The sequence below is a fragment of the Arthrobacter sp. NPDC057259 genome, assembly GCF_042668995.1.
Classification (GTDB): domain Bacteria; phylum Actinomycetota; class Actinomycetes; order Actinomycetales; family Micrococcaceae; genus Arthrobacter.
Genome location: NZ_JBHUYA010000005.1, coordinates 150,282 through 173,451, shown reverse-complemented (window position 1 = coordinate 173,451; position 23,170 = coordinate 150,282). Strand labels below are relative to the sequence as shown.

The 23,170-nt window shown below is 69.6% G+C and carries 19 protein-coding genes; 4 read left to right on the top strand and 15 right to left on the bottom strand.

Going from position 1 to position 23,170, the window contains the following annotated elements; genetic code table 11:
* Positions 1-10 precede the first annotated feature (10 nt).
* From ACFUCU_RS10050 to ACFUCU_RS10040, 3 genes are read right to left on the bottom strand one after another with little or no spacing between them, the layout of a single operon-like run.
* Complete coding sequence (locus tag ACFUCU_RS10050) at positions 11-1,567, bottom strand: FAD-dependent oxidoreductase (RefSeq protein ID WP_377972353.1); 1,557 nt, start codon at positions 1,565-1,567, stop codon at positions 11-13.
* Complete coding sequence (locus ACFUCU_RS10045; protein WP_377972351.1) at positions 1,564-3,726, bottom strand: molybdopterin oxidoreductase family protein; 2,163 nt, start codon at positions 3,724-3,726, stop codon at positions 1,564-1,566. The genes ACFUCU_RS10050 and ACFUCU_RS10045 overlap by 4 nt, the downstream gene beginning before the upstream one ends.
* Positions 3,727-5,121 carry an MFS transporter gene (locus ACFUCU_RS10040; RefSeq protein WP_377972349.1) on the bottom strand — a complete coding sequence of 465 codons (1,395 nt, stop codon included), beginning with the start codon at positions 5,119-5,121 and terminating at the stop codon, positions 3,727-3,729. It lies immediately after the preceding gene.
* A gap of 285 nt (positions 5,122-5,406) precedes the next feature.
* Between ACFUCU_RS10040 and ACFUCU_RS10035 the strand changes: the two genes are divergently transcribed.
* Positions 5,407-6,816 carry an MFS transporter gene (locus tag ACFUCU_RS10035; RefSeq protein WP_364136945.1) on the top strand — a complete coding sequence of 470 codons (1,410 nt, stop codon included), beginning with the start codon at positions 5,407-5,409 and terminating at the stop codon, positions 6,814-6,816.
* A 132-nt stretch (positions 6,817-6,948) separates the two neighbouring features.
* On the opposite strand, the gene ACFUCU_RS10030 is transcribed toward ACFUCU_RS10035, so the two are convergent.
* The 3 genes from ACFUCU_RS10030 to ACFUCU_RS10020 form a co-directional block, all read right to left on the bottom strand.
* Positions 6,949-7,680, bottom strand: coding sequence for a glutamine amidotransferase (locus tag ACFUCU_RS10030; protein ID WP_377972347.1), 732 nt, complete (start codon positions 7,678-7,680; stop codon positions 6,949-6,951).
* Between the two features lie 33 nt (positions 7,681-7,713).
* Positions 7,714-9,549: an acetyl/propionyl/methylcrotonyl-CoA carboxylase subunit alpha gene (locus tag ACFUCU_RS10025; protein WP_377972515.1), complete on the bottom strand. Its 1,836-nt coding sequence runs from the start codon at positions 9,547-9,549 to the stop codon at positions 7,714-7,716.
* Positions 9,550-9,682: 133 nt separating this feature from the next.
* The gene (locus ACFUCU_RS10020; RefSeq protein ID WP_377972345.1) at positions 9,683-10,360 is read right to left on the bottom strand and encodes a Maf family protein; all 678 of its coding nucleotides are present in this window, start codon (positions 10,358-10,360) and stop codon (positions 9,683-9,685) included.
* Positions 10,361-10,603: 243 nt separating this feature from the next.
* On the opposite strand from ACFUCU_RS10020, the gene ACFUCU_RS10015 reads away from it, so the two are divergent.
* Positions 10,604-11,989 carry an HNH endonuclease gene (locus ACFUCU_RS10015; RefSeq protein ID WP_377972344.1) on the top strand — a complete coding sequence of 462 codons (1,386 nt, stop codon included), beginning with the start codon at positions 10,604-10,606 and terminating at the stop codon, positions 11,987-11,989.
* Between the two features lie 53 nt (positions 11,990-12,042).
* Here the strand turns inward: ACFUCU_RS10015 and ACFUCU_RS10010 are convergent, their stop codons facing one another.
* The 5 genes from ACFUCU_RS10010 to ACFUCU_RS09990 form a co-directional block, all read right to left on the bottom strand.
* On the bottom strand, positions 12,043-12,348 hold the full coding sequence (locus ACFUCU_RS10010; protein WP_364136953.1) for a transcriptional regulator: 306 nt from the start codon (positions 12,346-12,348) through the stop codon (positions 12,043-12,045).
* Positions 12,341-12,811, bottom strand: coding sequence for a hypothetical protein (locus ACFUCU_RS10005; RefSeq protein WP_377972342.1), 471 nt, complete (start codon positions 12,809-12,811; stop codon positions 12,341-12,343). Before ACFUCU_RS10005 ends, ACFUCU_RS10010 begins: the two co-directional genes overlap by 8 nt.
* Positions 12,812-13,056: 245 nt before the next feature.
* On the bottom strand, positions 13,057-15,597 hold the full coding sequence (locus tag ACFUCU_RS10000) for an MMPL family transporter (protein ID WP_377972340.1): 2,541 nt from the start codon (positions 15,595-15,597) through the stop codon (positions 13,057-13,059).
* Between the two features lies 1 nt (position 15,598).
* A complete protein-coding gene (locus tag ACFUCU_RS09995) occupies positions 15,599-16,312 on the bottom strand; it encodes a TetR/AcrR family transcriptional regulator (RefSeq protein ID WP_377972338.1) in 714 nt (237 codons plus the stop codon).
* 38 nt (positions 16,313-16,350) lie between these two features.
* On the bottom strand, positions 16,351-16,725 hold the full coding sequence (locus ACFUCU_RS09990) for a YbjQ family protein (RefSeq protein ID WP_364136960.1): 375 nt from the start codon (positions 16,723-16,725) through the stop codon (positions 16,351-16,353).
* A gap of 179 nt (positions 16,726-16,904) precedes the next feature.
* Here ACFUCU_RS09990 and ACFUCU_RS09985 point away from each other — a divergent pair, with 179 nt between their 5' ends.
* Positions 16,905-17,477, top strand: a complete 573-nt coding sequence (locus ACFUCU_RS09985) for a hypothetical protein (protein ID WP_377972336.1) — start codon at positions 16,905-16,907, stop codon at positions 17,475-17,477.
* A 90-nt stretch (positions 17,478-17,567) separates the two neighbouring features.
* Here the strand turns inward: ACFUCU_RS09985 and ACFUCU_RS09980 are convergent, their stop codons facing one another.
* Positions 17,568-19,025 (bottom strand): dicarboxylate/amino acid:cation symporter, encoded by a 1,458-nt coding sequence (locus ACFUCU_RS09980; protein WP_377972335.1) that lies wholly within the window; start codon positions 19,023-19,025, stop codon positions 17,568-17,570.
* Positions 19,026-19,208: 183 nt separating this feature from the next.
* On the opposite strand from ACFUCU_RS09980, the gene ACFUCU_RS09975 reads away from it, so the two are divergent.
* Positions 19,209-19,568 (top strand): VOC family protein, encoded by a 360-nt coding sequence (locus ACFUCU_RS09975; RefSeq protein WP_377972333.1) that lies wholly within the window; start codon positions 19,209-19,211, stop codon positions 19,566-19,568.
* A gap of 23 nt (positions 19,569-19,591) precedes the next feature.
* On the opposite strand, the gene ACFUCU_RS09970 is transcribed toward ACFUCU_RS09975, so the two are convergent.
* The 3 genes from ACFUCU_RS09970 to ACFUCU_RS09960 are packed head-to-tail and all read right to left on the bottom strand — an operon-like array spanning position 19,592 to position 23,156.
* Complete coding sequence (locus ACFUCU_RS09970; protein ID WP_377972331.1) at positions 19,592-21,292, bottom strand: DUF885 domain-containing protein; 1,701 nt, start codon at positions 21,290-21,292, stop codon at positions 19,592-19,594.
* A 50-nt stretch (positions 21,293-21,342) separates the two neighbouring features.
* Positions 21,343-21,576 (bottom strand): acyl-CoA carboxylase subunit epsilon, encoded by a 234-nt coding sequence (locus tag ACFUCU_RS09965; RefSeq protein WP_290258463.1) that lies wholly within the window; start codon positions 21,574-21,576, stop codon positions 21,343-21,345.
* Positions 21,573-23,156 carry an acyl-CoA carboxylase subunit beta gene (locus tag ACFUCU_RS09960; protein ID WP_377972329.1) on the bottom strand — a complete coding sequence of 528 codons (1,584 nt, stop codon included), beginning with the start codon at positions 23,154-23,156 and terminating at the stop codon, positions 21,573-21,575. The genes ACFUCU_RS09965 and ACFUCU_RS09960 overlap by 4 nt, the downstream gene beginning before the upstream one ends.
* Positions 23,157-23,170 lie beyond the last annotated feature (14 nt).

Below are 23,170 nucleotides of genomic sequence, written 5' to 3'. Positions count from 1 at the left end.
ATTCAGCCCCCTACGCCACGGCCGCCTGGAAGTGCTTTTCGATCAGGCCCCTGATCTCGTCGTGGCAGCTGCCGCAGCCGGTGCCGGCGCGGGTGGTACCGGAGACCTCGGCAACCGTCGAGCAGCCGGAGGAAACGGCTGAAGCAATGGCTGTTCCGCTGATCCCCGCGCAGCGGCAAACGGTCCGCGCCGGGTCGTGGGCGGCCTGCGAGGTATTAGCCTCCGGACCGTCCAGCCTGAGCAACAGCGACCGGTCCGCCGGTAGTTCCGCACCGCGTTCGAAGAGCTGCACCAGCTCGGCCGCGGTGCGGGGCATCCCGACGGCCACCAAACCCTCCAATACCCCGGCGCGGGTGGACATTTTGACGTAGCGGCCGTGCTCGGGGTCGGCCCATTGCGAGACCTGCAGCCGTGGCCGGTCCGTGGCCGACCCGGAACACAGCGCCTCCTCGTCCCAAGGATCCGCGGTGACGTCACCGGCCACGGCCATGGTCAGCCCGCGCGCCTTGAGCACCACCACGGCCGGCCGTTCCGAAGGCAGCGCCGGCATCGCCTGAGCCTCCGCAAGAGCACCGGACGCCAGCAGCGTGAGGTAGCCGGCCAGCCACTCGGCCTGGCGCCATCCCGGCCCCACCAGTCCGGACGGTCCGCGGGGAACCCGGCAGTCCACGCAGTCCGGATCGGGGCAGCGGACCTCCGCGCAGTCCCCGACGGCGAAGACGTGCGGCTCGTGGTGCGCGCGAAGCCGGTGGTCCACCAGGATGCCGGCCGCCGTCGGCAGCCCGCAGCCCTCCGCGAGCTCAACGCGGGGCCGTACGCCGCAGGACAGCACCAGCAGGTCCCCGTCGATCGCGGAGCCGTCGTCCAGCAGCAGCGCGGAGAAGCCGCCGTCGTCGTCCGTCTCCACGCCCACGGACCGCGCATTGCCGGCCATCCGCACCCCGCAGTTCCGCAGCGATGCCGCCAGCACGGCCCCTCCGCCGCGGTCGATGCTGCGGCCCAGCGGGAACGGGCCGTTGTGGACCACGGTCACGGTGGCGCCCTCCTCGGCGGCGGCCAGGGCGGTCTCCAGGCCCAGGACGCCGCCGCCCAGGACCACCACGCGTTTGCCGCTGGCCACCGCGGCGTGCAGCGCCGCCGCATCACCCAGGTCGCGCAGCGCGGTCACCCCGGGCGGCAGAGCGGGCCGTCCGGGATCCGGATTCAGCCCGGTGAGGTTGGGAATCACGGGCCGGGCGCCGGTGGCGAACACCAGCCGGTCATAGCCCGGAGTGCTGCCGTCACTGAGCAGGAGCTGGCGCCGGGCCCGGTCCACTCGGCGGACCCGGACGTCCAGCCGGACATCGACGCCCGCGGCCACCAGGGACACCGCATCGGCAAGGGCCAGGGCGTCCGCGCTGGTCCTGCCGACGCCCAGGTCCGCCACCAGGACCCGGTTGTAGGCGGCGACTGGTTCGTCGCCGATCACGGTCAGCTCCACCACCCCGGACGCCACCGCCGACAGCAGTTCATCGATCAGCCTCGCCGCAACCGGGCCGAAGCCCACCACCACAACGCGTTCGCTCATGAGGCACCTTCACTCTGCAGGGCCACGGCGGGGGCACCGGCAGCAACCGACCGCACCCATACCTGGCTGGTCTTGAATTCCGGCATCCCGGAGACGGGATCCGTCACGGCCTCGGTGAGCCGGTTCGCGCTCTCCACCCCGGGGAAGTGGAACGGCAGGAACATGGTTTCCGGGCGGATGTCCGGGCTGACGTCGGCACGGCACAACACCTCGCCGCGGCCGTTCGCCACGAGCACCAGGGCACCGTCGTCGATGCCCTGCGCCGCGGCGGCCGAGGGATGCAGCTGCAGCCGCGCCTCGGGCCGTGCATCCACCAACGCGGGCACACGCCGGGTCTGGGCGCCAGACTGGTAATGCTCCAGCCAGCGTCCGGTCACCAGGGTCATCGGGGCGCCGGCATCCCCGGAGCGGGCGGAACCGGCCGAGCCGGCGGACGGCGTACGACGGCGGGGCGTCACCGGCGTGAACACCGCACGTCCGTCCGGATGCGCGAAGGCCTCCAGGAACAACCGCGGCGTCCCAGCGCTGCCCGCGGGATACGGCCAGTAGGCCTCCTCACCGCGGTCCAACATCGCATAATCGATCCCGGAGTAGTCCGCCGGTCCGCCGGCGGACGCCCTGCGGAGTTCCTCGAACACCGTCTCCGGGTCCTCGCTGAAGGTCGACGGGGCGTCCAGCAACTCTGCCAGCCGGGCCATGATCCACAATTCACTGCGGACCCCGGCCGGGGGAGTCACGGCCCGGCGGCGGCGCAGCACCCGGCCCTCGAGGTTGGTCAGCGTACCCTCCTCCTCGGCCCACTGGGTCACCGGCAGGATCAGGTCCGCCTCGGCCGCGGTCTCGGAGACGAAGAAGTCGCAGACCACCAGGAAATCCAGCCGGCGCAGGCCCGCGGTCACGGCGTTCGCATCCGGGGCGGACACCGCAACGTTGGCGCCGTGCACGAAGAGGCAGCGGACGCCGTCGGGCTGTCCCAGGGAGGCCAGGAGCTCGACGGCGGGGACCCCGGGACCCGGGATCAGCGCCTCGGGAACTCCCCAGACGCCCGCGACGTGGGCCCGAGCCGCGGGGTCGGTGATCTTCCGGTAGCCGGGCAGCTGGTCCGCCTTCTGGCCGTGTTCGCGCCCGCCCTGCCCATTGCCTTGGCCGGTCAGCGTTCCGTAGCCGCTCCGGGCCGAACCCGGCAGGCCCAGCAGCAGGGCCAGGTTGATCGCGGCGGTGGCGGTGTCCGTCCCGTCCACGTGTTGTTCCGCGCCGCGGCCGGTCAGGACGTAGCTGCCGCCGCGGCGCGCACCGTCGGCCAGCCGCCGGGCGGTCTCGCGGACCAGGCCGGCCGGCACGCCGGTGAGGGACTGCACCCGCTCGGGCCAGTACCCGGCCACGCTGCGGGCGAGGGCCGGGTAGTCGGCGGTGCGCCCGGCGATGTAGGCCTGAGCCGCCAGGCCCTCGTGGATCACCACATGTGCCAGCCCCAGCAGCAGGGCCAGATCGCTGCCCGGCAGCGGCTGCAGGTGCAGTCCGGCGCCGTCGGAGGTCAAGGCGGCCGTCGCGGAGCGCCGCGGGTCGACGACGATCAGGCCGCCGGCGTCGCGCGCCCCGCGCAGGTGCTGGACGAACGGGGGCATCGTCTCCGCCACGTTTGAGCCCAGCAGGAGCACGGTCGACGCACCGTCCAGGTCGGCCACCGGGAACGGCAGCCCACGGTCCAGGCCGAACGCGCGGATTCCCGCCGCCGCGGCGGAGGACATGCAGAACCTGCCGTTGTAGTCGATCCGCGAGGTCCCCAGGGCCAGCCGTGCGAACTTGCCCAGCTGGTAGGCCTTCTCATTGGTCAGCCCGCCCCCGCCAAACACGCCGACGGCGTCGGGGCCGTAGGCGGCCCGGGTCTCCCGGACCGCCGTGGCGGCCAGGTGCAAGGCGGTATCCCAGTCGACCGGCCGGTGCACGCCGTCGGCGCCCCTGAGCAGCGGTTCGGTGACCCGCCCGGGGTGCTCGAGCAACGACGTCGAGGTCCAGCCCTTGCGGCAGAGGCCGCCACGGTTGGTGGGAAAGTCCCTGCCGGTCACCTCGGGCGGGGCCTCCGCAGCCGCCGGCACGGTCAGCGTCATGGCACACTGCAGGGCGCAGTACGGGCAGTGGGTCGCGGCGCCGTCGGCCATCTAGACGTGCCCCTTGCCGTGCCCGGCGGGGCGCAGGTAGCAGGCCCAGCACACGGCCAGCATCAGGAGGTAGGCCGCGACGAAGCCGTAGAACGCCGGCGTGTAGGAGCCGGTGGCGGTGTTCGCGGCGTTGAGCACCTGCGGGATCACGAAGCCGCCGTAGGCGCCGATCGCCGAGATCAGCCCCAGCGCCGAGGAGGCCAGTTTCTGGGTGGCCGCCGGACCGGCCCCGATGCGGGCGGCCCGGCTGTGCAGGGCGAAGATTACCGGGATCATCCGGTAGGTGGCGCCGTTGCCGAAGCCGCTGGCGGTGAAGAGGGCTAGGAACAGGACCAGGAAGAGCCAGAAGTTCTTCAGCGGCAGCGTCCACACCACGGTCAGGGTGATGGCGGCCATCGCCGCGAACGCGGCCACGGTCATCCGCGCCCCGCCCAGCCGGTCCGCCATCCGTCCGCCGTAGGGCCGCGCCAGGGATCCCACCAGCGGGCCGAGGAAGGCCAGGGACAGCGCCACGGTTCCCACCCCGAAGGAGGAGAACGCCGGGAAGTAATCCTTGATCAGCTTGGGAAAGACGCCCGCGAAGCCGATGAACGAGCCGAAGGTGCCGATGTACAGCAGCGCCATCACCCACAGGTGGGGTTCCCGGACCGCGGCGAGGGAGCCGGCCACGTCACCCTTGGCGCTGGTGAGGTTGTCCATGTACTTCCAGGCGCCGAATGCCGCCAGCAGGATCAGCGGCACCCACATCAGCCCGGCCACGGGCAGGTTGACGGTGCCGGCGGCCAGCAGGGTGACGGCGACCGGGACGGCCAGCTGGGCGACGGCGGCGCCCAGGTTTCCGCCGGCGGCGTTCAGGCCCAGCGCCCAGCCCTTTTCCCGGGCCGGGTAGAAAAAGCTGATGTTCGCCATCGAGCTGGCGAAGTTTCCGCCGCCGAAACCGGCCATGGCTGCCACCAGCAGCATGACGCCGAACGGGGTGCCCGGGTTGGCCACGCAGAGCGCCAGCCCGGTGGAGGGGATCAGCAGCAGGAGCGCCGAGACGACCGTCCAGTTCCGGCCGCCGAAGCGCGGGACCATGAAGGTGTACGGGATGCGCAGGGTCGCTCCGACCAGGCTGGGCATCGAGATGAGCCAGAAGATCTCGTTGGTGGAGAAGCGGAAACCGGCCGCGGGCAGCTGCACCACCACGATCGACCAGAGCTGCCAGACCACGAAGCCCAGGAACTCGGCGAAGATGGACCAGTTCAGGTTCCGCCGGGCGATGCCACGCCCCGCCGACTCCCACTGGGCCGGGTTCTCGGCGTCCCAGTTGGCGATCCAGCGGCCGGCCCGGTGTTCCAGTGCGGGGACGGTCGGGGGAGTGAGGGTGGCGGTGTCTGCGATGCGTTCTGTCACGGGGACCTCCTTGGGGATGTTCCCTCAAAGCTAGGGAGGCAGCATTTCCGGAACGCTCGCCGAATGTAAACGTGCTGTGACGTTTGCCTATCCGGGGCTCAGCCTGGGCGTGAGGCGCCGGCGGCATCCCGGGCCAGCCAACCCCTAATCCGGGCGACACGCAGATGTCCAAATAGTGAAATAAATGTCCAACTCGTGGACAGTGCCGCGTAATATGGCAGATATATTCCACTCCTTTGCCGGACGGCCCCCACGGGCCACCGGTCTTGATGAAAGCGTTCTCACATGTCACCCACCGCCATGTCGACGGAGCATGGATCCGCCAAGCAGGTGAACTCGCGCGGCCGCGTGATCGTTGCCAGCCTGATCGGCACCACCGTCGAGTTCTACGACTTCTACGTCTACGCCACGGCCGCCGTCCTGGTCTTCCCGAAGCTCTTCTTCCCGGGCCAGAACGAGACCACCCAGCTCCTGAGCTCCTTCGCCGTCTTCGGCGTCGCGTTCGTCGCCCGTCCGCTCGGCTCCATCGTCTTTGGGCACTTCGGTGACAAGTTCGGCCGCAAGGGCACCCTCGTGGCCTCGCTGCTCACCATGGGCATCGCCACCTTCCTGATTGGCTGCCTCCCCACCGCCCTGGTCCCGGGCTGGGAATTCTGGGCGCCGGCACTGCTGGTGGTCATGCGCTTCGCCCAGGGCCTGGCCCTCGGCGGCGAATGGAGCGGCGCCGCGCTGCTCGCGACGGAGAACGCCCCGGCCAACAAGCGCGCGATCTACGGAACGTTCCCGCAGCTGGGCGCGCCGATCGGCTTCATCATCGCCAACGTGCTCTTCCTGGTCTTCAGCTACACCCTGAGCCCGCAGGCCTTCAGCGACTGGGGCTGGCGCGTGCCGTTCCTGGTCAGCGCCGTCATGGTCATCATCGGCCTGTACGTCCGGCTGAAGCTGATCGAAACGCCCGCCTTCACCAAGGTGCTGGAGAGCAACGAGGTCGCCAAGCTGCCGTTGGGCCGGGTCTTCAAGACCAGCTGGCGCCCGCTGATCCTGGGCACCTTCATCATGCTCGCCACCTACGTGCTCTTCTACCTGATGACCACGTTCACGCTGACCTACGGCACCAAGCCGACCCTGGCCGGCGCGCAGGCCGCCGCGGAGAAGGCCGGCAAGCCGATGAGCGAGGCCGCCGCGGCCGCGTTCGTCCCGGGCCTGGGCTACTCCCGCAACGACTTCCTCTGGATGCTGATCGCCGGCGTCGTGTTCTTCGGCATCTTCACCCTGGTCTCCGGCCCGCTGGCCGAGAAGTACGGACGCCGCAAGATGCTGCTCGCCGTCACCACCGGCATCTTCGTCTTCGGCCTGCTCTTCGTGCCGCTGTTCAGCGCCGGGTTCGCCGGTGCCATGGGCCTGCTGATCATCGGCTTCTCCCTGATGGGCCTGACCTTCGGACCGATGGGTGCGCTGCTGCCGGAGCTCTTCCCGACCAACGTCCGGTACACCGGCTCCGCCATCAGCTACAACGTCTCCTCCATCCTGGGTGCGGCCGTGGCTCCGTTCATCGCCGTCTGGCTGTGGGAGTCCGCCAAGGGCAGCCCCGTCCTGGTGGGCATCTACCTCTCGGTCATGGCGGTGCTGACCCTGATCGCGCTGTTCATCAGCCGTGAGACCCGCGATCTGGACTACGAGAACAACGTGGCCTGACGCTCCTCCCCGGTTACTGCGGCGAATGCCCGGCGTGTGCACCCGACACGCCGGGCATTTCCGTGTCCGGGGAGGGTGCGGCCGGAAGTAAGCGGGGAGGAGCGTACGACGGCGGCGGCCTCCTTGGGCGGGCTAGCGCGCGTACCGCTCCACGAAGTTGCGCAGGATGGCCATCGGCTCGGTCACGTTGTGGCTTCGGGCCTGGGCCATGAGTTCCTCGGCGGATTCCGGCGGGAAGTAGCCGGCGTGCCGGTAGATGTCGATCCGGGTGGTGAGGCCGTCGGCATCGAGCTCCGGGTGGAACTGGGTGGCATAGAGGTTGGACCGGATCCGGAACATCTGCACCGGGCAAGTCTCCGAGCTGGCCAGCAGCACAGCGCCGCCGGGCAGCACGGTGCAGGCCTCCTTGTGCCCGACGAACGCGGTGAATGATTCCGGCAGTCCGCGCAGCAGTGGGTCCTGCCGGCCCGCGTCGGTCTGGCTGACGGTCACTCCGCCCAGGCCCTCGCCGTAGGTCCGGTCGATGACGGCGCCCTGGTGCAGGCCCAGGGTACCGACGCCGTAGCAGGCGCCCAGGAAGGGGAAGTCCTCGGCCACGATCCGGTCCAGCAGGGCGAACAGCTCACGCTCCACCCGGTGCTGGACGTCCGTTTTGTCCTCCGCGGGGTCGCTGGAGGTGAAAGGGCTGCCGCCGACAATCACGCCCGAGTACCGTTCCAGATCCAGTGGCGGCAGCGGAGCGGCCTCCATCCGGATCCGATGCAGCCCGGACTCGGCCAGGCCTGTGTAGCGCAGGTAGGCGAGGTATTCGTCGTCGGCGGCGGCGTCCTCCGCGCGGGAGGCGAGCAGCAGGAAGGGCTTCACAGACCTAAGTCTGCACCGCCGCCGACGCGGCCGCTATTCGGCGCTCTCGCCGTCCTCGATCATCGCGATGACCGCGCCCGCGGAGACGGTCTCTCCGGCGGAGGCGGACAGGCCGATGACGATGCCGGCGCGGTGCGCGGTGAGCGGCTGTTCCATCTTCATGGCCTCGAGCACGACGACGAGGTCGCCCTCGGCCACCCGCTCGCCTTCGGCCACGGCCACTTTGACGATGGTGCCCTGCATGGGGGATGTCAGGGCGTTGCCGCCGGCCGGAGCTGCCGCGCTGGCGCTGCGGGAGCGCTTCTTGGCCTTCGCCGGTTTGGCGCCGCCACCGCCCGAGACGGTGCCCAGCGATGCCGGCAGCACCACTTCGAGGCGCTTGCCGCCGACCTCGACGACGACGCGCTGGCGTTCGCCGGCGTCGGCCGCCTCGGCAGTGGCGCCGCCCGGTGTCCAGGCGGGGATGTCGTTGACGAACGCGGTCTCGATCCAGCGGGTGTGGACCTTGAACGGTCCCTCCGCCGGGGCGAAGTCGGGGTTGCTGACGACGGCCAGATCGAACGGGATGACGGTGGGGATTCCCTCGACCACCATCTCCTCGAGGGCGCGGCGGGAGCGCTGCAGGGCCTGCTCGCGGGTGGCGCCGGTGATGACCAGCTTGGAGAGCATGGAGTCGAAGTTGCCGCTGATGACGTCGCCCTGCTCCACGCCGGAGTCGATCCGGACGCCGGGGCCGGTGGGGTTCTTCAGTGCGGTGATGGTGCCGGGGGCGGGCATGAAGTTTCGGCCCGGGTCCTCGCCGGTGATGCGGAATTCGATCGAGTGGCCGCGGACCTCGGGATCGCCGTAGCCGAGCTCCTCGCCGCGGGCCAGCCGGAACTGTTCGCGGACCAGGTCGATGCCGGTGACTTCCTCGGAGACGCAGTGCTCCACCTGAAGGCGGGTGTTGACCTCGAGGAAGGAGATGGTGCCATCCTGGCCGACCAGGAATTCGCAGGTGCCCGCGCCGAGGTAGCCGGCCTCTTTGAGGATGGCTTTGGAGGATTCGTAGAGGCGCTGGTTCTGCTCGTCGGTGAGGAACGGTGCGGGGGCCTCTTCGACCAGTTTCTGGTTGCGGCGCTGCAGTGAGCAGTCACGGGTGGAGACGACGACGACGTTGCCGTGCGCGTCGGCCAGGCACTGGGTTTCGACGTGGCGGGGAGCGTCGAGGAAGCGTTCGATGAAGCATTCGCCGCGGCCGAAGGCTGCGGTGGCCTCGCGGACGGCGGATTCGAACAGTTCGGGGATTTCCTCGCGGGTGCGGGCGACCTTGATGCCGCGGCCGCCGCCGCCGAAGGCCGCCTTGATGGCGACCGGGAGGCCGAACGTGTCGACGAATTCGAGGATTTCCTCGGCGGAGCTGACGGGGTCGGCGGTGCCGGGAACCTGGGGCGCACCGACCTTTTCGGCGATGTGCCGGGCCTGGACCTTGTCACCGAGGGCGGAGATGGCCTCGGGGGAGGGGCCGATCCAGGTGATGCCGGCGGCGATGACCTTTGCGGCGAACTCGGCGTTCTCGGCCAGGAAGCCGTAGCCGGGGTGGACGGCGTCGGCGCCGGAGCGCAGGGCCACCTCGATCAGCTTGTCCATGACCAGGTAGGACTCGGCCGCAGTGTTGCCGCCGAGCGCGTAGGCCTCGTCGGCGAGCTTGACGTGCAGCGCGTCGCGGTCCGGATCGGCGTAGACGGCCACCGAGGCCAGGCCTTCGTCACGGGCGGCGCGGATGATGCGCACCGCGATCTCGCCGCGGTTGGCGATCAGCACCTTGCTCAGGCGACGGGTGCCCGGCTGGGTTGAGGCGGGCGCGGACTGGACGGACTGCTCCGAAATAGCTGACAAGGCGTCTCCTTCTTTCCTTCACGGAGCCTAGCGCGGTTTTGTGGGTTCCGCCGAGATTCCTTGCGGATCCCGCGCGTAAACCGCTATTCCTTTGTGGGGTTCCTACAAGGCCGTGCGAATTGCCTCACTCGGCGCGGACCTCGGCGGGATTCGCGGCGCCGGAGGTCCACAGCTGTGTGACGTTGACTCCCGCCTGGGTCAGGAGGCCGCGGAGGGTGGAGATGGAGAGCCCGACGACGGTGTGCGGGTCGCCGTCGACCTTGCGGATGAACGCCCCGCCGTAGCCGTCGATGGTGAACGATCCGGCGCAGAGGAGCGGCTCCTCGGTGGCAATGTAGGTGTCGATCTCCGCCTCGCTCATCTCCATGAAGTGCACCTCGGCCGAGGCGACGGAGCCGAGCGTCGCACCGGAACCGGGGCCGCCGTCGTCGTCCGATTCGTCGGTGTCCCGGCAGTCGACCAGCCAATGGCCGGTGTGCAGGATGCCCATGCTGCCGCTCATCCGGAGCATGCGCTCCTTGGCGACCTCGGGGGTGTAGGGCTTGCCGTGGGCTTCGCCGTCGAATTCGAAAACGGAATCGCAGCCGATCACCAGGGCGCCCTCCGCCTCGGGCAGCGACGCGACCGCCTCGGCCTTGGCGCGGGCCAGGAGGAGGGCGGTATCGTGTGGGTCGGTTACGCCGTAGCGGGCCTGGACGGCGTCCTCATCGACGTCCGAGACGAGAACGGTGTGCGCGATGCCGGCGTTGCTGAGCAGCTTGGTGCGGGCGGGGGACTGGGAGGCGAGGATCAGGCGGGTCACGGAACCAGCGTAGTTCCTCGGGCCGACAGTGTGGCGGGCTGGGTGGGTATGCGGTGGGTGCGGGCTTGGTCGGGGCGGCCGCCGCGCATCGAAGCGCAGCGGACGACGACGGTGCGTCGCCGAGGACGGCTTCCGGCCGCGTGGCGGCATGACCGTCGCCAGGTCTAAGCCACTGCGGCGGGGGTTCGACGTTATGGCGGGGGACGGCCTTATATTGTCAGACCCCTCCGATTGAATTGGCTTATGGAAGGCAGTCGGAAGCTTTTCGAGGAGTCAGTCGGCGCGGTCCCGGTGGCGGGAGACGCGGCGGCGATCATTGATGAGCTCCGCGCTTTGGAGGACCGGAAGTCGGCGATCTCGGCCCGGCAGGCCAGGCTGGCCGTGGCGCTGGATCTAGTCCGGCGGCGGGAACAGGCCGCTCTTGGCGTGCCCGCGGACCAGCTCGGCGCCGGGGTGGGGGCGGAGATCGCGTTGGCGCGGCGGGAATCCCCGGCCAAAGGCTCCCGCCTGCTGGGGCTGGCCCGGGCACTGGTGACCGAGATGCCGCACACCCTCGCCGCCCTCGAGACCGGGCGCCTGAACGAATGGCGGGCCACGCTCCTGGTCCGCGAAACCGCCTGCCTGGACGCCGCCGACCGGGCCGCCGTGGACGGGGAACTCGCCGCCGACACCGGCACCTTCGACGGCGCCGGCGACCGTTCCATCATCTCCGCAGCCAAAGCCGCCGCCTACCGGCACGACCCACGCTCCGTCACTCAACGGGCAGCCCGCGCCGAAACGGAACGCAGTGTGAGTCTCCGACCGGCCCCGGACACCATGTGCTACCTCACCGCCCTGCTCCCCGTCGCCGCGGGAGTCGCCGCCTACGCCGCACTGACCCGGCACGCCGACGCCGCCCGCGCCACCGGAGACACCCGCACCCGCGGACAACTCATGGCCGACGCCCTCGTTGAGCGGGTCACCGGGACCCCGGGCGGGATCACCGGCATCGAGGTTCAGCTCGTCATGACCGACCGCGCCCTCCTCGCCGGGGACAGTGAACCCGCCCGGCTCGCCGGCTACGGGATCGTCCCGGCCGGGTGGGCCAGGAAACTCGTGGCCGGCAAAGGCGACAACGCAGAGTTCACGACCTGGGTCCGGCGGCTCTACACCGCGCCCGGCACCGGCGAACTGACCGGCATGGACTCCCGGGCCCGGCTCTTCCCCACCGGGCTGCGCCGGTTCATCGAAACCCGCGACGACACCTGCCGCACCCCCTATTGCGACGCGCCCATCCGGCACCTGGACCACGTCGTTCCCTGGTACCGCGGCGGAGAAACAACCTCAGCCAACGGCGCCGGACTCTGCGAAGCCTGCAACCACACCAAAGAAGCCCCCTGCTGGACCGCCCGATCGGCAGACAGAGCCCGGACCGATGGCAGACCGTCAGAGGGTCGCCACGCCTTTGAACTGACGACGCCCACCGGCCACACTTACTCGTCGATTGCCCCGCCGCTTCCCGGTACTGCCGCGAGGGCGCGAACCGCGGCAGCGGAGGTTCCGATGCGGTCGGGCAGGGGTGAGAGCCCCGGGCGAAGGAAGGAGCTCAAGAGATACCGCGGAGCCGACGCCGTTCCACGGGCAGGGTAGAAGGAGTGTTCGGGCGGGGCGCCGCGGGGTGGGTCCTCGTCACCCTGCGGACCTCAGCCCGAGGTACCCGCGATGTCCTGCAGAGCCCGGACATGAGCCCCGAACGCTTTCCGGCCGACCGGGGTGAGTCCCACCCAGGTCAGCCGGCGGGCGTCGCTGCGGGCGGCCGAGGCCGACTTGGTGGTGCTGGCGTACCCGGCATCGGTGAGGGCTTTCAGATGCTTAGACAGGGTCGCGTCGGAGACTCCCAGGGTGTCCCGCAGAATCGCGAAATCCATCGTGTCGACCGGGCGCAGGAGTCCGCAGATCCGAAGACGCACCGGGGCGTGGATGAGCTCGTCAAAGCGTGCCTCAGCCACGGCGGAGGTGCTCCAGTGCGGAACGGAAGGCAGCCCCGGACAGCCACATAACGGCCCCGAACGCAGAGAGACTGGTCAGAGCCACGGCCCAGGCAGCGCCAAGGGAAACCAGGGCCAAGGACACCGAGAACAACGCGAGGCATGCCACCAGGATGACTGCGAGCAACACGGTGGCCCGCAGACCCAGGGTGCGGAACCGGATGCCCGTCTCGCGGCGGATGAGATGAACGATGATGAGGACGGCTACAAGGCCCAGCCAGCCGGACGTCGGCGGCTGGTAGCCCGCGCCCGGAGTTGTCGCGGCCGCGGTAGAGACCCACCATGCTGCGCAGGCTCCGAGAGCGGCCATAAGCGTGGTGGGAACCCGGACGCTATCAGCGAGGACATTCCGGTCGGAGCCCAGTTCGGCAAGGAGCGCGTTGGCGTCCTCAGGGGACGGAAGCAGGCGTGAATGATTTTCCATGATGGAAAGAGTAATAAATAACTTTCTCAGACGGCAAGTTAATTGTTGCCGCAGGCCCGTGCCGTGCAGACGAGGAGATGGTCATCAGGCAGGGAAGACTTCCCGGAATGACGAACACCGCCCGCCGATCACAGGGATCGACGGGCGGCGTTCGTTGGTCGGCATCCGAGCGGCGGCATTCGCTGGTCGGCGACAGCCGCGGTGCGCAGGCGCCGTCGGGGAGCGGGACCCGCTCGGGGACCTCGTTACCGCACGGCGACCCCGGCGGGCTCGGACTCGGCGGCCTCGCCGTCGGCGTCGGCCTTGCGCAGCTTGGCGCCTTCGACGTCAACGTCCGGGAGAATCCGGTCCAGCCAGCGCGGCAGCCACCACGCCTTGCTGCCCAGCAGGTACATGACCGCCGGGACGATCGTCATGCGCACCACAAAAGCGTCCACCAGCACGCCGAACGCCATTGCGAAGCCCAGCGGCCGGACCATGTTCAGGTGCGAGAAGATGAAGCCGGAGAACACACTCACCATGATGATCGCGGCGGCGGTCACCACGGCGGCCGCGTGGCTGAAGCCGGACCGGACCGCGTGCTTAGCGGTCTCGCCGTGCATGTACGCCTCACGCATGCCGGAGGTAATGAACACCTGGTAATCCATCGCCAGGCCGAACAGCACGCCGATCAAGATGATGGGCAGGAAGCTCAGCACCGCGCCCGGATTCTCCACACCGAACACGGACCCCAGCCAGCCCCACTGGTACACGGCCACCACGGCGCCGAACGCCGCCGCGAGCGAGAGCAGGAAGCCGCCGGTGGCCAGCAGCGGAACCACCACGGAGCGGAACACCAGCAGCAGCAGGATCAGCGAGAGCCCCACCACGATCGCCAGGTACGGCGGCAGCGCGTCGCCCAGCTTGGTGGAGACGTCCACGTTGCCCGCGGTCTGGCCGGTCAGGCCGATAGACACCCCGGTCTGGTCCTTGATCTGGCCCTTCTCGGCCCGCAGATCGGCCACCACCTGGACGGTGCTGGCGCTGGCCGGACCCTCCTTCGGCAGCACCTGGAACACGGCGGTCCGACGGTCCTCACTGAGGGCCAACGGCACGGCGGCGGCCACGTTGTCGGTCTTCCGCAGAATGTCGGCGACGTCGAACTGCTTGGCCTGCGCGGCGGCCGCGTCCAGGCCCTCGGGGAGGTCGCCCACCACGATGATCGGCCCGGTCATGCCTTCGCCGAAGCTGCGCTTGGTGACGTCGTAGGCCTTGAACGCGGTGGAGGCCACCGGTTCAGAGCTGGCGTCCGGCAGGGCGAGCCGCAGCTGGCTGGCCGGTAGCGCCACGACGCCCAGCAGGATCACGCCGGCCAGGAGCGCCAGCCACGGGTGCTTGGTGACGACGCCGCCCCAGCCGTGGCTGCCGCGGTACTCGTCCCGCTCCCGGTCCTCCGAGTCGTGGCCGGGGTCGGCGTTGTGCCGTTCGGCCTTGGCCCAGGCCAGCTTCGAGATCAGCTTCCGGCCCACCAGCGACAGGATGGCCGGCGTCAGCGTCAGGGCGACGACGACGGCGACAGCCACCGTGGCGGCGGCGGAGAGGCCCATCACGGCCAGGAACGGCAGCCCGGGCACCACCAGGGCGGCCAGGGCGATGATGACGGTCAGCCCGGCGAACATCACTGCGTTGCCGGAGGTGCCGGTGGCGAGTGCCACGGACTCCTCCGTGTCCATGCCGGAGAGCAGCTGGCCGCGGTGCCGGTTGACGATGAAGAGCGAGTAGTCGATGCCGACGGCAAGCCCCAGCATCAGGGCCAGCATCGGGGAGATGGAGCTCATGTCCACGGCGCCGCTGAGCGCGAAGGTCCCGCCGACGCCGACGGCCACACCCACGATTGCCATCAGCAGCGGCAGGCCGGCTGCCACCAGGGTGCCGAGCATGACGATCAGGACCAGGGCGGCGACGGCGATGCCGATGACCTCCGCGGTGCCGAAGAGTTCCGAGATGTCCTCGCTGATTTCCTTGCTGGGCAGGGCGGTGACATTGGCGGCGGAGACCTCGTTGACGATGTCCTGGACCTGCTGCCGGACCTCCGGCTTCAGGCCGTTGATCGAGGTCTTGAACTGCACCTGGGCGATCGCGGCCTTGCCGTCCTCGGAGACAAACCGGAGACCCTTGGAGGCCTCCAGCTGGCGTTTTCCGAGCGCGAGCTTGGCGTCGCCGGCGGCCAGGTCCTTGGTGCCCGCGTCGAGCTTCGCCTGCCCGGCTGCGAGGGCCGCCTTCTGCTGGCCGAGCTGGGCCTCGATGGCGGCGTCGGGCAACCCGGCGGCCTTCAGCTGCGCCTCGGCGGCGTCCAGCTTGGCCTTGCCGGCGGCCAACTCCGCTGCCGACGCGTCCAACTGGGCCTTGCCGGCGGCTGCCTGCTGCTCGCCGGCGGCCAGGTCGGTGCCTGCCTTGTCCAGCTGCGCCTGGGTGGTGAAAGGGTCCACGGTTCCCTGCACGTCGGGAATGGTTTTGAGCTTGGCCAGGGCGGCGGACACCGCGTCCCTGCCTGCCTGGCTGAACTGCGCGTCGTTGGCCTCGAAGACCACCGTGGCGGAGCCGCCGGAGGACGACGGCAGGTCCTTCTTGAGCTTGTCCGCCATCTGCTGGGTCTCGGTGCCCGGGATCTGGAAGTTGTTGCTGAGGGTGCCGTGGAAGGCGGCGGCGGCCCCGCCGACGGCCACCATGACGGCGAGCCACAGCGAAATGACCAGCCAGCGGTGGCGGTAGGAGAACTTGCCGAGGCGGTACAGCAGGAGTGCCATGTCAGAACCGATCTGGGGAAGGGGTGGCGGTGGAAGCGGCGGCCGGGGCGGCCGCCGGGGAAGCGAATCCGGAGCCCAGCAGGCTCATGGAGTCGATGAGGAGCTGGCGGAGGGTGGACAACGACGCGGGGGAGAGGTCGCCGTGGCAGCGGTCGAACCAGAGGTCCATGGCGGCCTTGCCGCAGGCGATGACCGAGCTGGCCAGCGCCCGCAAATAGAGCTCGTCGAGCGCCCCGGCCGGGCCGGTGAAGCGGGACCGGGCGGCGTCGATGATCTCGGCGGTGCAGTGGTCCCAGGCCTCCAGTTCCGAGCGGTTCAGCTGCGGGTTGGAGAGGCCGAGCGTGTACAGCTCTGCCAGCGGGGCGATGGTCATGGGATCAGCGAGGGCCATCAGCGAGGCCTTGGCTGCCTCCAGGATGGGTTCGCTGACCGGTCGCAGCCGAAACTGTTGCAGCGCGTTGTCCAGGAAGCCGTGCGTGACCGAGGCGATGACGGCATCGGTGCTGCCGAAGTAGTTGAAGAAGGTGCGGCGGGAGATTCCGGCCGCGTCGGCGATTTCCTCGACCGTGAAGTTGCCCGGGCCGCTGGCGCGCAGCAAGCCGAGGGCGGCGTCAATGATGGCCTGACGGGTGGCGGCCTTGTTCAGTTCACGCCGGGAGGGTGCGGCTGGGGGTGCGGCCGCGGGAGCGCCGGGACCGGTCGCGGATGGGGGCATGGAATTACACTAAGTGCATCTTTGCACTCCGGGCAAATTTATGACGGCGTCGTCAGCTGGATCGACTGTCCGGTGGCGCCCGGCTCGCCGCTGGTCAGCGGAATCGCGTAGACCGCCGTGCCGTAGGCGCAGATTTCGGACCAGTTGTTGGCCATGTGGGCGGTGTCGAAGCGCATCGCCACGATCGCATTGGCGCCGCGCTGGGCCGCCTCAGCCACCATTCGGGCCATGACCTCCTGCCGGCTCTCGTAGAGCACATCGGTCAATTCGCGCAGTTCTCCGCCCGCCAGCGAACGGAAGCCCGCCACCACCTGGGCGCCGACGTCGCGCGAGCGGACGGTAAGGCCCATGACCTCCCCGAAGACGGCGTCGATGCGGTGGCCGGGGATGTCGTTGGTGGTGACGATCAGCATGCCCTGAGCCTAACCAGTGATCAGCATTCACAGGAAGCTAAAAGGTTCCCAACAGCCCACGCAGAAAAGGGCAGTACAAAATGGAAAAGCGGCCGGTCCGTCAGCCACCATGGTTTCCGGGCCGCCGCACACCGTAAGACTGACACCGCCGTCGCTGACGGCAGACCAGGAGACATCGCATGTCACGTACCAAGAGAATCACGCTCGGCGTCTCGGCCACCGCCCTGGCCCTGGGCGCAGGCCTCGGGGTGGCCGGGATGGCTTCCGCCACCACCACTCCCGCCCCCAGTCCGAGCGCCAGCTCCAGCGCGCCCGCCGACGGCAGCACCACCAAGGGCGACGGCGACGGGATGCGCGGCGGCCACGGCCGCGGCGACCGCGAAGGCATGGCCGGCGTCAAGGCCGCGGAACTCGCCACCAAGCTGGGCGTGGACAAGACCAAGGTGGTCGATGCCCTGAAGGCCTTCCGTGACGCGCACAAGCCGTCCACGCCGCCGGCCCAGGGCACCAAGCCGGACCGCGCCGCGATGGAGGCGGAGCTGGCCAAGTCGCTCGCCTCCTCGCTGGGAATCGACGAGGCCAAGGTCACCGCGGCGCTGGATGAATTGAAGTCGGAGGCGCAGGCCAAGCACGCGGCCGCGCTGAAGACGAAGCTGGACAAGGCCGTCAGTAGCGGCACCCTCACCCAGGCCGAGGCGGATGCCGTCACCAAGGCCGTCGAGAAGGGCGTCATCGGCGGCGGCGGACGCTGACCGAAAAGAAACGACGCCGATGAGGCGGGATTAAACGGAAAGGTCCCCGGGAGACGTATCTCCCGGGGACCTTTACTTGTGGCGGGTAGGTCAGGCCTTGCTGCCCACCAGGCGCCCGCCCTCGAACTCGTCGGCGTCGGCCTCGCGGCTGACTGCCGCGGCGGTCGGGTCGGAGCCCTCGGACTCGGCGTCGTCGTCGGCGAACGGGTCACCGTTGCGCGGGGCGTTGTAGAGCGCCTCGTCCAGGATGCCCTGGCGCTTCGCGACGATCGTGGGGACCAGCGCCTGGCCCGCGACGTTGACCGCAGTGCGGCCCATGTCGAGGATCGGGTCGATCGCCAGCAGGAGGCCGACGCCGGCCAGCGGCAGGCCCAGGGTGGAGAGCGTCAGGGTCAGCATCACGACGGCGCCGGTGGTGCCGGCGGTCGCGGCGGAGCCCAGGACGGAGACCAGTGCGATCAGCAGGTACTGGCTGAAGTCCAGCTGGATGCCGAAGAACTGGGCCACGAAGATCGCGGACACGGCCGGGTAGATCGCGGCGCAGCCGTCCATCTTGGTGGTGGCGCCCAGCGGCACGGCGAAGGAGGCGTAGGCGCGGGGGACGCCCAGGGACCGTTCGGTGACGCGCTGGGTCAGAGGCAGGGTTCCCACCGAGGAGCGCGAGACGAAGGCCAGCTGCACGGCCGGCCACACACCGGAGAAGTACTGCTTGATGGACAGGCCGTGGCTGCGGATCAGGACCGGGTAGACCACGAACAGGACCAGCACCAGGCCGGCGTAGATGGCGACGGCGAACTTGCCGAGCGAGCCGATGGTGTCCCAGCCGTAGACGGCGACGGCGTTGCCGATCAGGCCGACGGTACCCAGCGGGGCGATCCGGATGATCCACCAGAGGACCTTCTGGATGACGGCCAGGGCGGAGGCGTTGAGGTTCAGGAACGGCTCGGCGGCCTTGCCCACCTTGAGCGCGGCGATGCCGACGGCGATCGCGATCACCAGGATCTGGAGGACGTTGAAGCTCACGGCCGTCGTGGCGGTGCCGTCAGCGACGGTGGTGCTGGCGCCCAGGCCCAGGAAGTTCTTCGGGAAGAGTCCGATCAGGAACGCCCACCAGTCGCCGGACTTGCCGGTGTACTTGGCTTCCTGGGTGATGCCGGTGCCGGCGCCGGGCTGCAGCAGGACGCCCAGGCCCATGCCGATCAGGACCGCGATCAGCGAGGTGATCGCGAACCAGAGCAGCGTGTTCCAGGCCAGCCGGGCAGCGTTGGAGACGGCGCGGAGGTTTGAGATGGAGCTGACGACGGCGGTGAAGATCAGCGGGACGACGGCCGTCTGCAGCAGCGAGACGTAGCTCGAACCGATGGTCTGCAGGGTGGCGCCGAGGGCGTTCGGGGCCGCCTTGGTGCTGCCCGTGTACTTCGCGAGCAGGCCAAGGCCCAGGCCGACGATCAGCGCGGCGATGATCTGGAAGCCGAACGAGCCGGCCCAGCGTGGCAGCCGAAAACCGGGCTTGCCTGCGGTTGCGGGGGTACTTGTCTGAGTGGTCACCCGAATACGCTAGGACCACGGCCAATACCACGACGAACCAATGTTGAGAAATGTTACGCGGCAGATTTTGCGTTGTGCTTCGAAAAACCCTGCAACGACGCCGAAAGACTGCCCCATTGTGAAGTTATTCCGGCCCGGAGTGTGGTGATTGTCTCTCGGCAGGATGCGCCCTAGAGTGGCGCCATGGCTATCGCACGCTTTCCCGCCGTCGTCCTCGACTGCCCTGACCCCCGGGCCCTGGCGCGGTTTTACGGCGTCCTGCTCGACTGGACCATCGAGCAGGACGACGAGGGGTGGACCTCCATCCGCGCCGAGTACGGCGACTCGATCAATTTCCAGAAAGTGGAATCCTTCGTCCCGCCGCAGTGGCCGGGCCAGGAAATGCCGCAGCAGATGCACCTGGACCTGACCGTTGACGACCTCGACGCGGCCGAGACGGCGGTGCTCGAGCTCGGCGCGACCCGGCACGAGCACCAGCCGGGGGAGACCTTCCGGGTCTTCCTGGACCCGGCCGGCCACCCCTTCTGCCTCTGCCTGAGCTGACCCGCAAGGTCGGCTCGGAATAACTAGCCCAGCAGCGCCCGCTTCAGCGTGTCCAGCCCCACCGAGCCCATATTCAGCGCCTTGGTGTGGAACGCCTTCAAGTCGAAGCCGGGGCGCGCCTCCAGCTCGGCCCGGATCTGCTCCCAGAGCCGCTGGCCAACCTTGTAGGACGGGGCCTGGCCCGGCCAGCCCAGGTAGCGGGTGAACTCGAACTTCAGCTGGCCCTCGCTGATCGGCAGGTTGGCCTTGAGGAAGTCGAAGCCCTTCTCCGAGGTCCAGGTGCCGCTGCCCCAGCGTTCGGGGACCTCGAGCTCCAGGTGCACGCCGATGTCGAAGACCACGCGGGCCGCCCGCATCCGCTGCATGTCCAGCATGCCCATGTGGTCGCCCGGATCCTTGAGGTAGCCCAGTTCCTGCATCAGCTTCTCGGCGTACAGCGCCCAGCCCTCGCCGTGGCCTGAGGTCCAGCAGACGCTGCGGCGCCACTTGTTCAGCAGCTCGCGGCGGTAGACGGCGGTGGCAACCTGCAGGTGGTGGCCCGGGACGCCCTCGTGGAAGACGGTGGTGGTCTCGGCCCAGGTGGTGAAGGTGTCCTCGCCGGCGGGTACGGACCACCACATGCGGCCGGGGCGGCTGAAGTCCTCGGACGGGCCGGTGTAGTAGATGCCGCCCTCGTCGGTGGGGGCGATCCGGCATTCCAGGGACTTCATGATGTCCGGGATCTCGAAGTGCACGCCGGCGAGGTCCGCCACGGCCTTGTCCGAGAGTTCCTGCATCCAGGCCTGGAGCGCGTCGGTGCCCTTGAGCTGGCGTGCCGGGTCGTTGTTCAGGATCTCCTTGGCCTCTTCTATGGAGGCGCCGGGACGGATCTGGTCCGCGACGCGCTCCTGCTCGGCGATCAGCCGGTCCAGTTCCTGCACGCCCCAGGCGTAGGTTTCCTCCAGGTCCACGGCGGCGCCGAGGAACTGGCGGGCGGCCAGGGCATAGCGTTCGCGGCCCACGGCGTCCTTGTCCGGGGCGACCGGCAGCAGCTCGGATTCGAGGAACCCGGCCAGGCGGGAGTAGGCCACGCGGGCGTCCGCGGCGCCGGCGTCGAGGTCCGACTGCAGGTCTGCCGGAAGCGGGCCGTCATCGGTGCGGGCGCCGGCGGCGAGCTTGGCGAAGAAACCGTCTTCGGCGGCGTACTTGGTGGTCTGCTCGATGACGATCCGCACCTGGCGCGCGGCGGAGACCTTGCCGTCGGCCTTGGCCGCGCGGAGGGATTCGATGTAGCCGTCGATGGCGCCGCCGATGTTGTGCGCGCGGCCGGCGATGTGCTCCCAGTCCGTGGTGGTGGCCGTGGGCATCAGGTCGAAGATGGCCCGGATCTGCTGGGCCGGGGATTCGATGTTGTTCAACTGGGCCAGGCCCCAGCCCGACTCGTGGATTTCCAGTTCGAGGCCCAGGCGCTCGCGCATCGCGTCCAGGGTGACGGCGTCGACGTCGTCCTCCGGCTCCAGCCCGTCCAGGGCGTCCAGTGCCTCGCGGGCCGCGGCGGCGAACGCGTCATGGCCGGCGGGGGAGAAGTCCGGGTACTCGGTCTCGTGGCCGGGCAGGCCCAGTTCGGTGGCGAAGCTCGGGTTGAGCCGGATCAGGGTGTCCGTGTACGCGTCGGCGACGGCGTCGATCCGGGTCTGCGGGCGGGCCGGCGTGCCGGCGGCGGGGGTGTTGGTTTCGATAGTCACCCGACCGACACTAGCCCGGCCCGCGCAGTTATGAAAGGGTTACTGAACTTTTAGCCGCGGCTGCGTTTCCACGAGCCCGGGCCGGGCTTGGGGGCCAGCTGCAGCTGCTGCCGGCGGATCCAGTGACGGGCGCTGGGCTGCTTCGCCTCCGCCGGCGCGCCGCTGCCCAGGGACAGGACGACGGCGGTAAGCGCGGCGAGTTCCTCCGCGGTGGGATCGCCTTTGACGACGGCCAGCAGGGGCTGCTCCGCCGGCGCGGCTGCGGGGTCTGGAGCGGCGGTCACAGCGGGATGTTCCCGTGCTTCTTGGCGGGCAGGCTGGCGCGCTTGTCCCGCAGCGCCCGCAGGCCCTTGATGATCTGCAGCCGGGTCTCCGACGGGGCGATCACGGCGTCGACGTAGCCAAGCTCGGCAGCCTGGTACGGGTTGAGGAGCTCCTCCTCGTACTGCCGGATGACCTCGGCGCGCTTGGCCTCGACGTCGCCGCCGGCCTCCGCCACGGCCGCCAGGTCGCGGCGGTACAGGATGTTGACGGCGCCCTGGGCGCCCATGACGCCGATCTGCGCGGTGGGCCAGGCGAGGTTCAGGTCCGCGCCCAGCTTCTTGGAGCCCATCACGATGTACGCTCCGCCGTAGGCCTTGCGGGTGATCACGGTCAGCTTCGGCACGGTGGCCTCGGCGTAGGCGTAGAGCAGCTTGGCGCCGCGGCGGATGATGCCCTGGAACTCCTGGTCCTTGCCGGGCAGGAAGCCGGGCACATCCACCAGGGTGATGATCGGGATGTTGAAGGCGTCGCAGTGCCGGACGAAGCGGGCGGCCTTCTCCGAGGCGGCGATGTCCAGGGTGCCGGCGAACTGCATCGGCTGGTTGGCCACGACGCCCACGGTGTGGCCCTCGACCCGGCCGTAGCCGATGATGACGTTCGGCGCGTAGAGGGACTGCATCTCCAGGAAGTGCGCGTCGTCGACGATCTGCTCGATCACCTTGCGCATGTCGTACGGCTGGTTGGCCGAGTCCGGGATGAGCGCGTCCAGGGCGAGGTCCTCGTCGTCGAGCTCGAGTTCCTGCGCGTGTTCCAGCACGGGGGCCTCGGCCAGATTGTTCGAGGGCAGGAAGTCCAGCAGTTCGCGGACGAACTCGACGGCGTCGGCCTCGTCGGCGGCCAGGTAGGTGGAGGTGCCGGTGTTGGCGTTGTGCTGGCGGGCGCCGCCCAGGGTCTCCATGTCCACGTCCTCGCCGGTGACGGTCTTGATCACGTCGGGGCCGGTAATGAACATGTGCGAGGTCTTGTCCACCATGACCACGTAGTCGGTCAGGGCGGGGGAGTAGGCCGCGCCGCCGGCGGAGGGGCCCATGATGAGGGAGATCTGCGGGACGACGCCGGAGGCGTGGACGTTGTTGCGGAAGATGTCCGCGAACATGGCCAGCGAGGCGACGCCCTCCTGGATGCGGGCGCCGCCGCCGTCGAGGATGCCGACCACCGGGCAGCCGTTGCGCAGCGCGAATTCCTGGACCTTGACGATCTTCTCGCCGTTGACCTGGCTGAGGGACCCGCCGTAGACGGAGAAGTCCTGGCTGTAGACGGCGACCGGCCGGCCGTCGACGGTGCCGTAGCCGGAGACCAGGCCGTCGCCGAGGGGTTTCTTCTTCTCCATGCCGAACGCGGTGGAGCGGTGCACGGCCAGGGCATCGAACTCCACGAAGGAGCCGGCGTCGAGGAGTAGGTCGATGCGCTCGCGGGCGGTGTTCTTGCCTCGGGCATGCTGCTTGGCGATGGCTTCGGGGCCGGAGGGCTGCTCGGCACGGGCCTGGCGGTCGCGGAAATCGGCAATCTTTCCCGCAGTCGTGGTCAGATCGTGGCTCATCAGGTGTCTCCGGC

Bases quoted from the DNA above. Each gene is read 5' to 3' on its own strand.
- ACFUCU_RS10050 (WP_377972353.1), bottom strand. From the start codon at position 1,567: ATGAGCGAACGCGTTGTGGTGGTGGGCTTCGGCCCGGTTGCGGCGAGG.
- ACFUCU_RS10045 (WP_377972351.1), bottom strand. From the start codon at position 3,726: ATGGCCGACGGCGCCGCGACCCACTGCCCGTACTGCGCCCTGCAGTGT.
- ACFUCU_RS10035 (WP_364136945.1), top strand. From the start codon at position 5,407: ATGTCACCCACCGCCATGTCGACGGAGCATGGATCCGCCAAGCAGGTG.
- ACFUCU_RS10015 (WP_377972344.1), top strand. From the start codon at position 10,604: ATGGAAGGCAGTCGGAAGCTTTTCGAGGAGTCAGTCGGCGCGGTCCCG.
- ACFUCU_RS10005 (WP_377972342.1), bottom strand. From the start codon at position 12,811: ATGGAAAATCATTCACGCCTGCTTCCGTCCCCTGAGGACGCCAACGCG.
- ACFUCU_RS10000 (WP_377972340.1), bottom strand. From the start codon at position 15,597: ATGGCACTCCTGCTGTACCGCCTCGGCAAGTTCTCCTACCGCCACCGC.
- ACFUCU_RS09995 (WP_377972338.1), bottom strand. From the start codon at position 16,312: ATGCCCCCATCCGCGACCGGTCCCGGCGCTCCCGCGGCCGCACCCCCA.
- ACFUCU_RS09990 (WP_364136960.1), bottom strand. From the start codon at position 16,725: ATGCTGATCGTCACCACCAACGACATCCCCGGCCACCGCATCGACGCC.
- ACFUCU_RS09985 (WP_377972336.1), top strand. From the start codon at position 16,905: ATGTCACGTACCAAGAGAATCACGCTCGGCGTCTCGGCCACCGCCCTG.
- ACFUCU_RS09975 (WP_377972333.1), top strand. From the start codon at position 19,209: ATGGCTATCGCACGCTTTCCCGCCGTCGTCCTCGACTGCCCTGACCCC.
- ACFUCU_RS09960 (WP_377972329.1), bottom strand. From the start codon at position 23,156: ATGAGCCACGATCTGACCACGACTGCGGGAAAGATTGCCGATTTCCGC.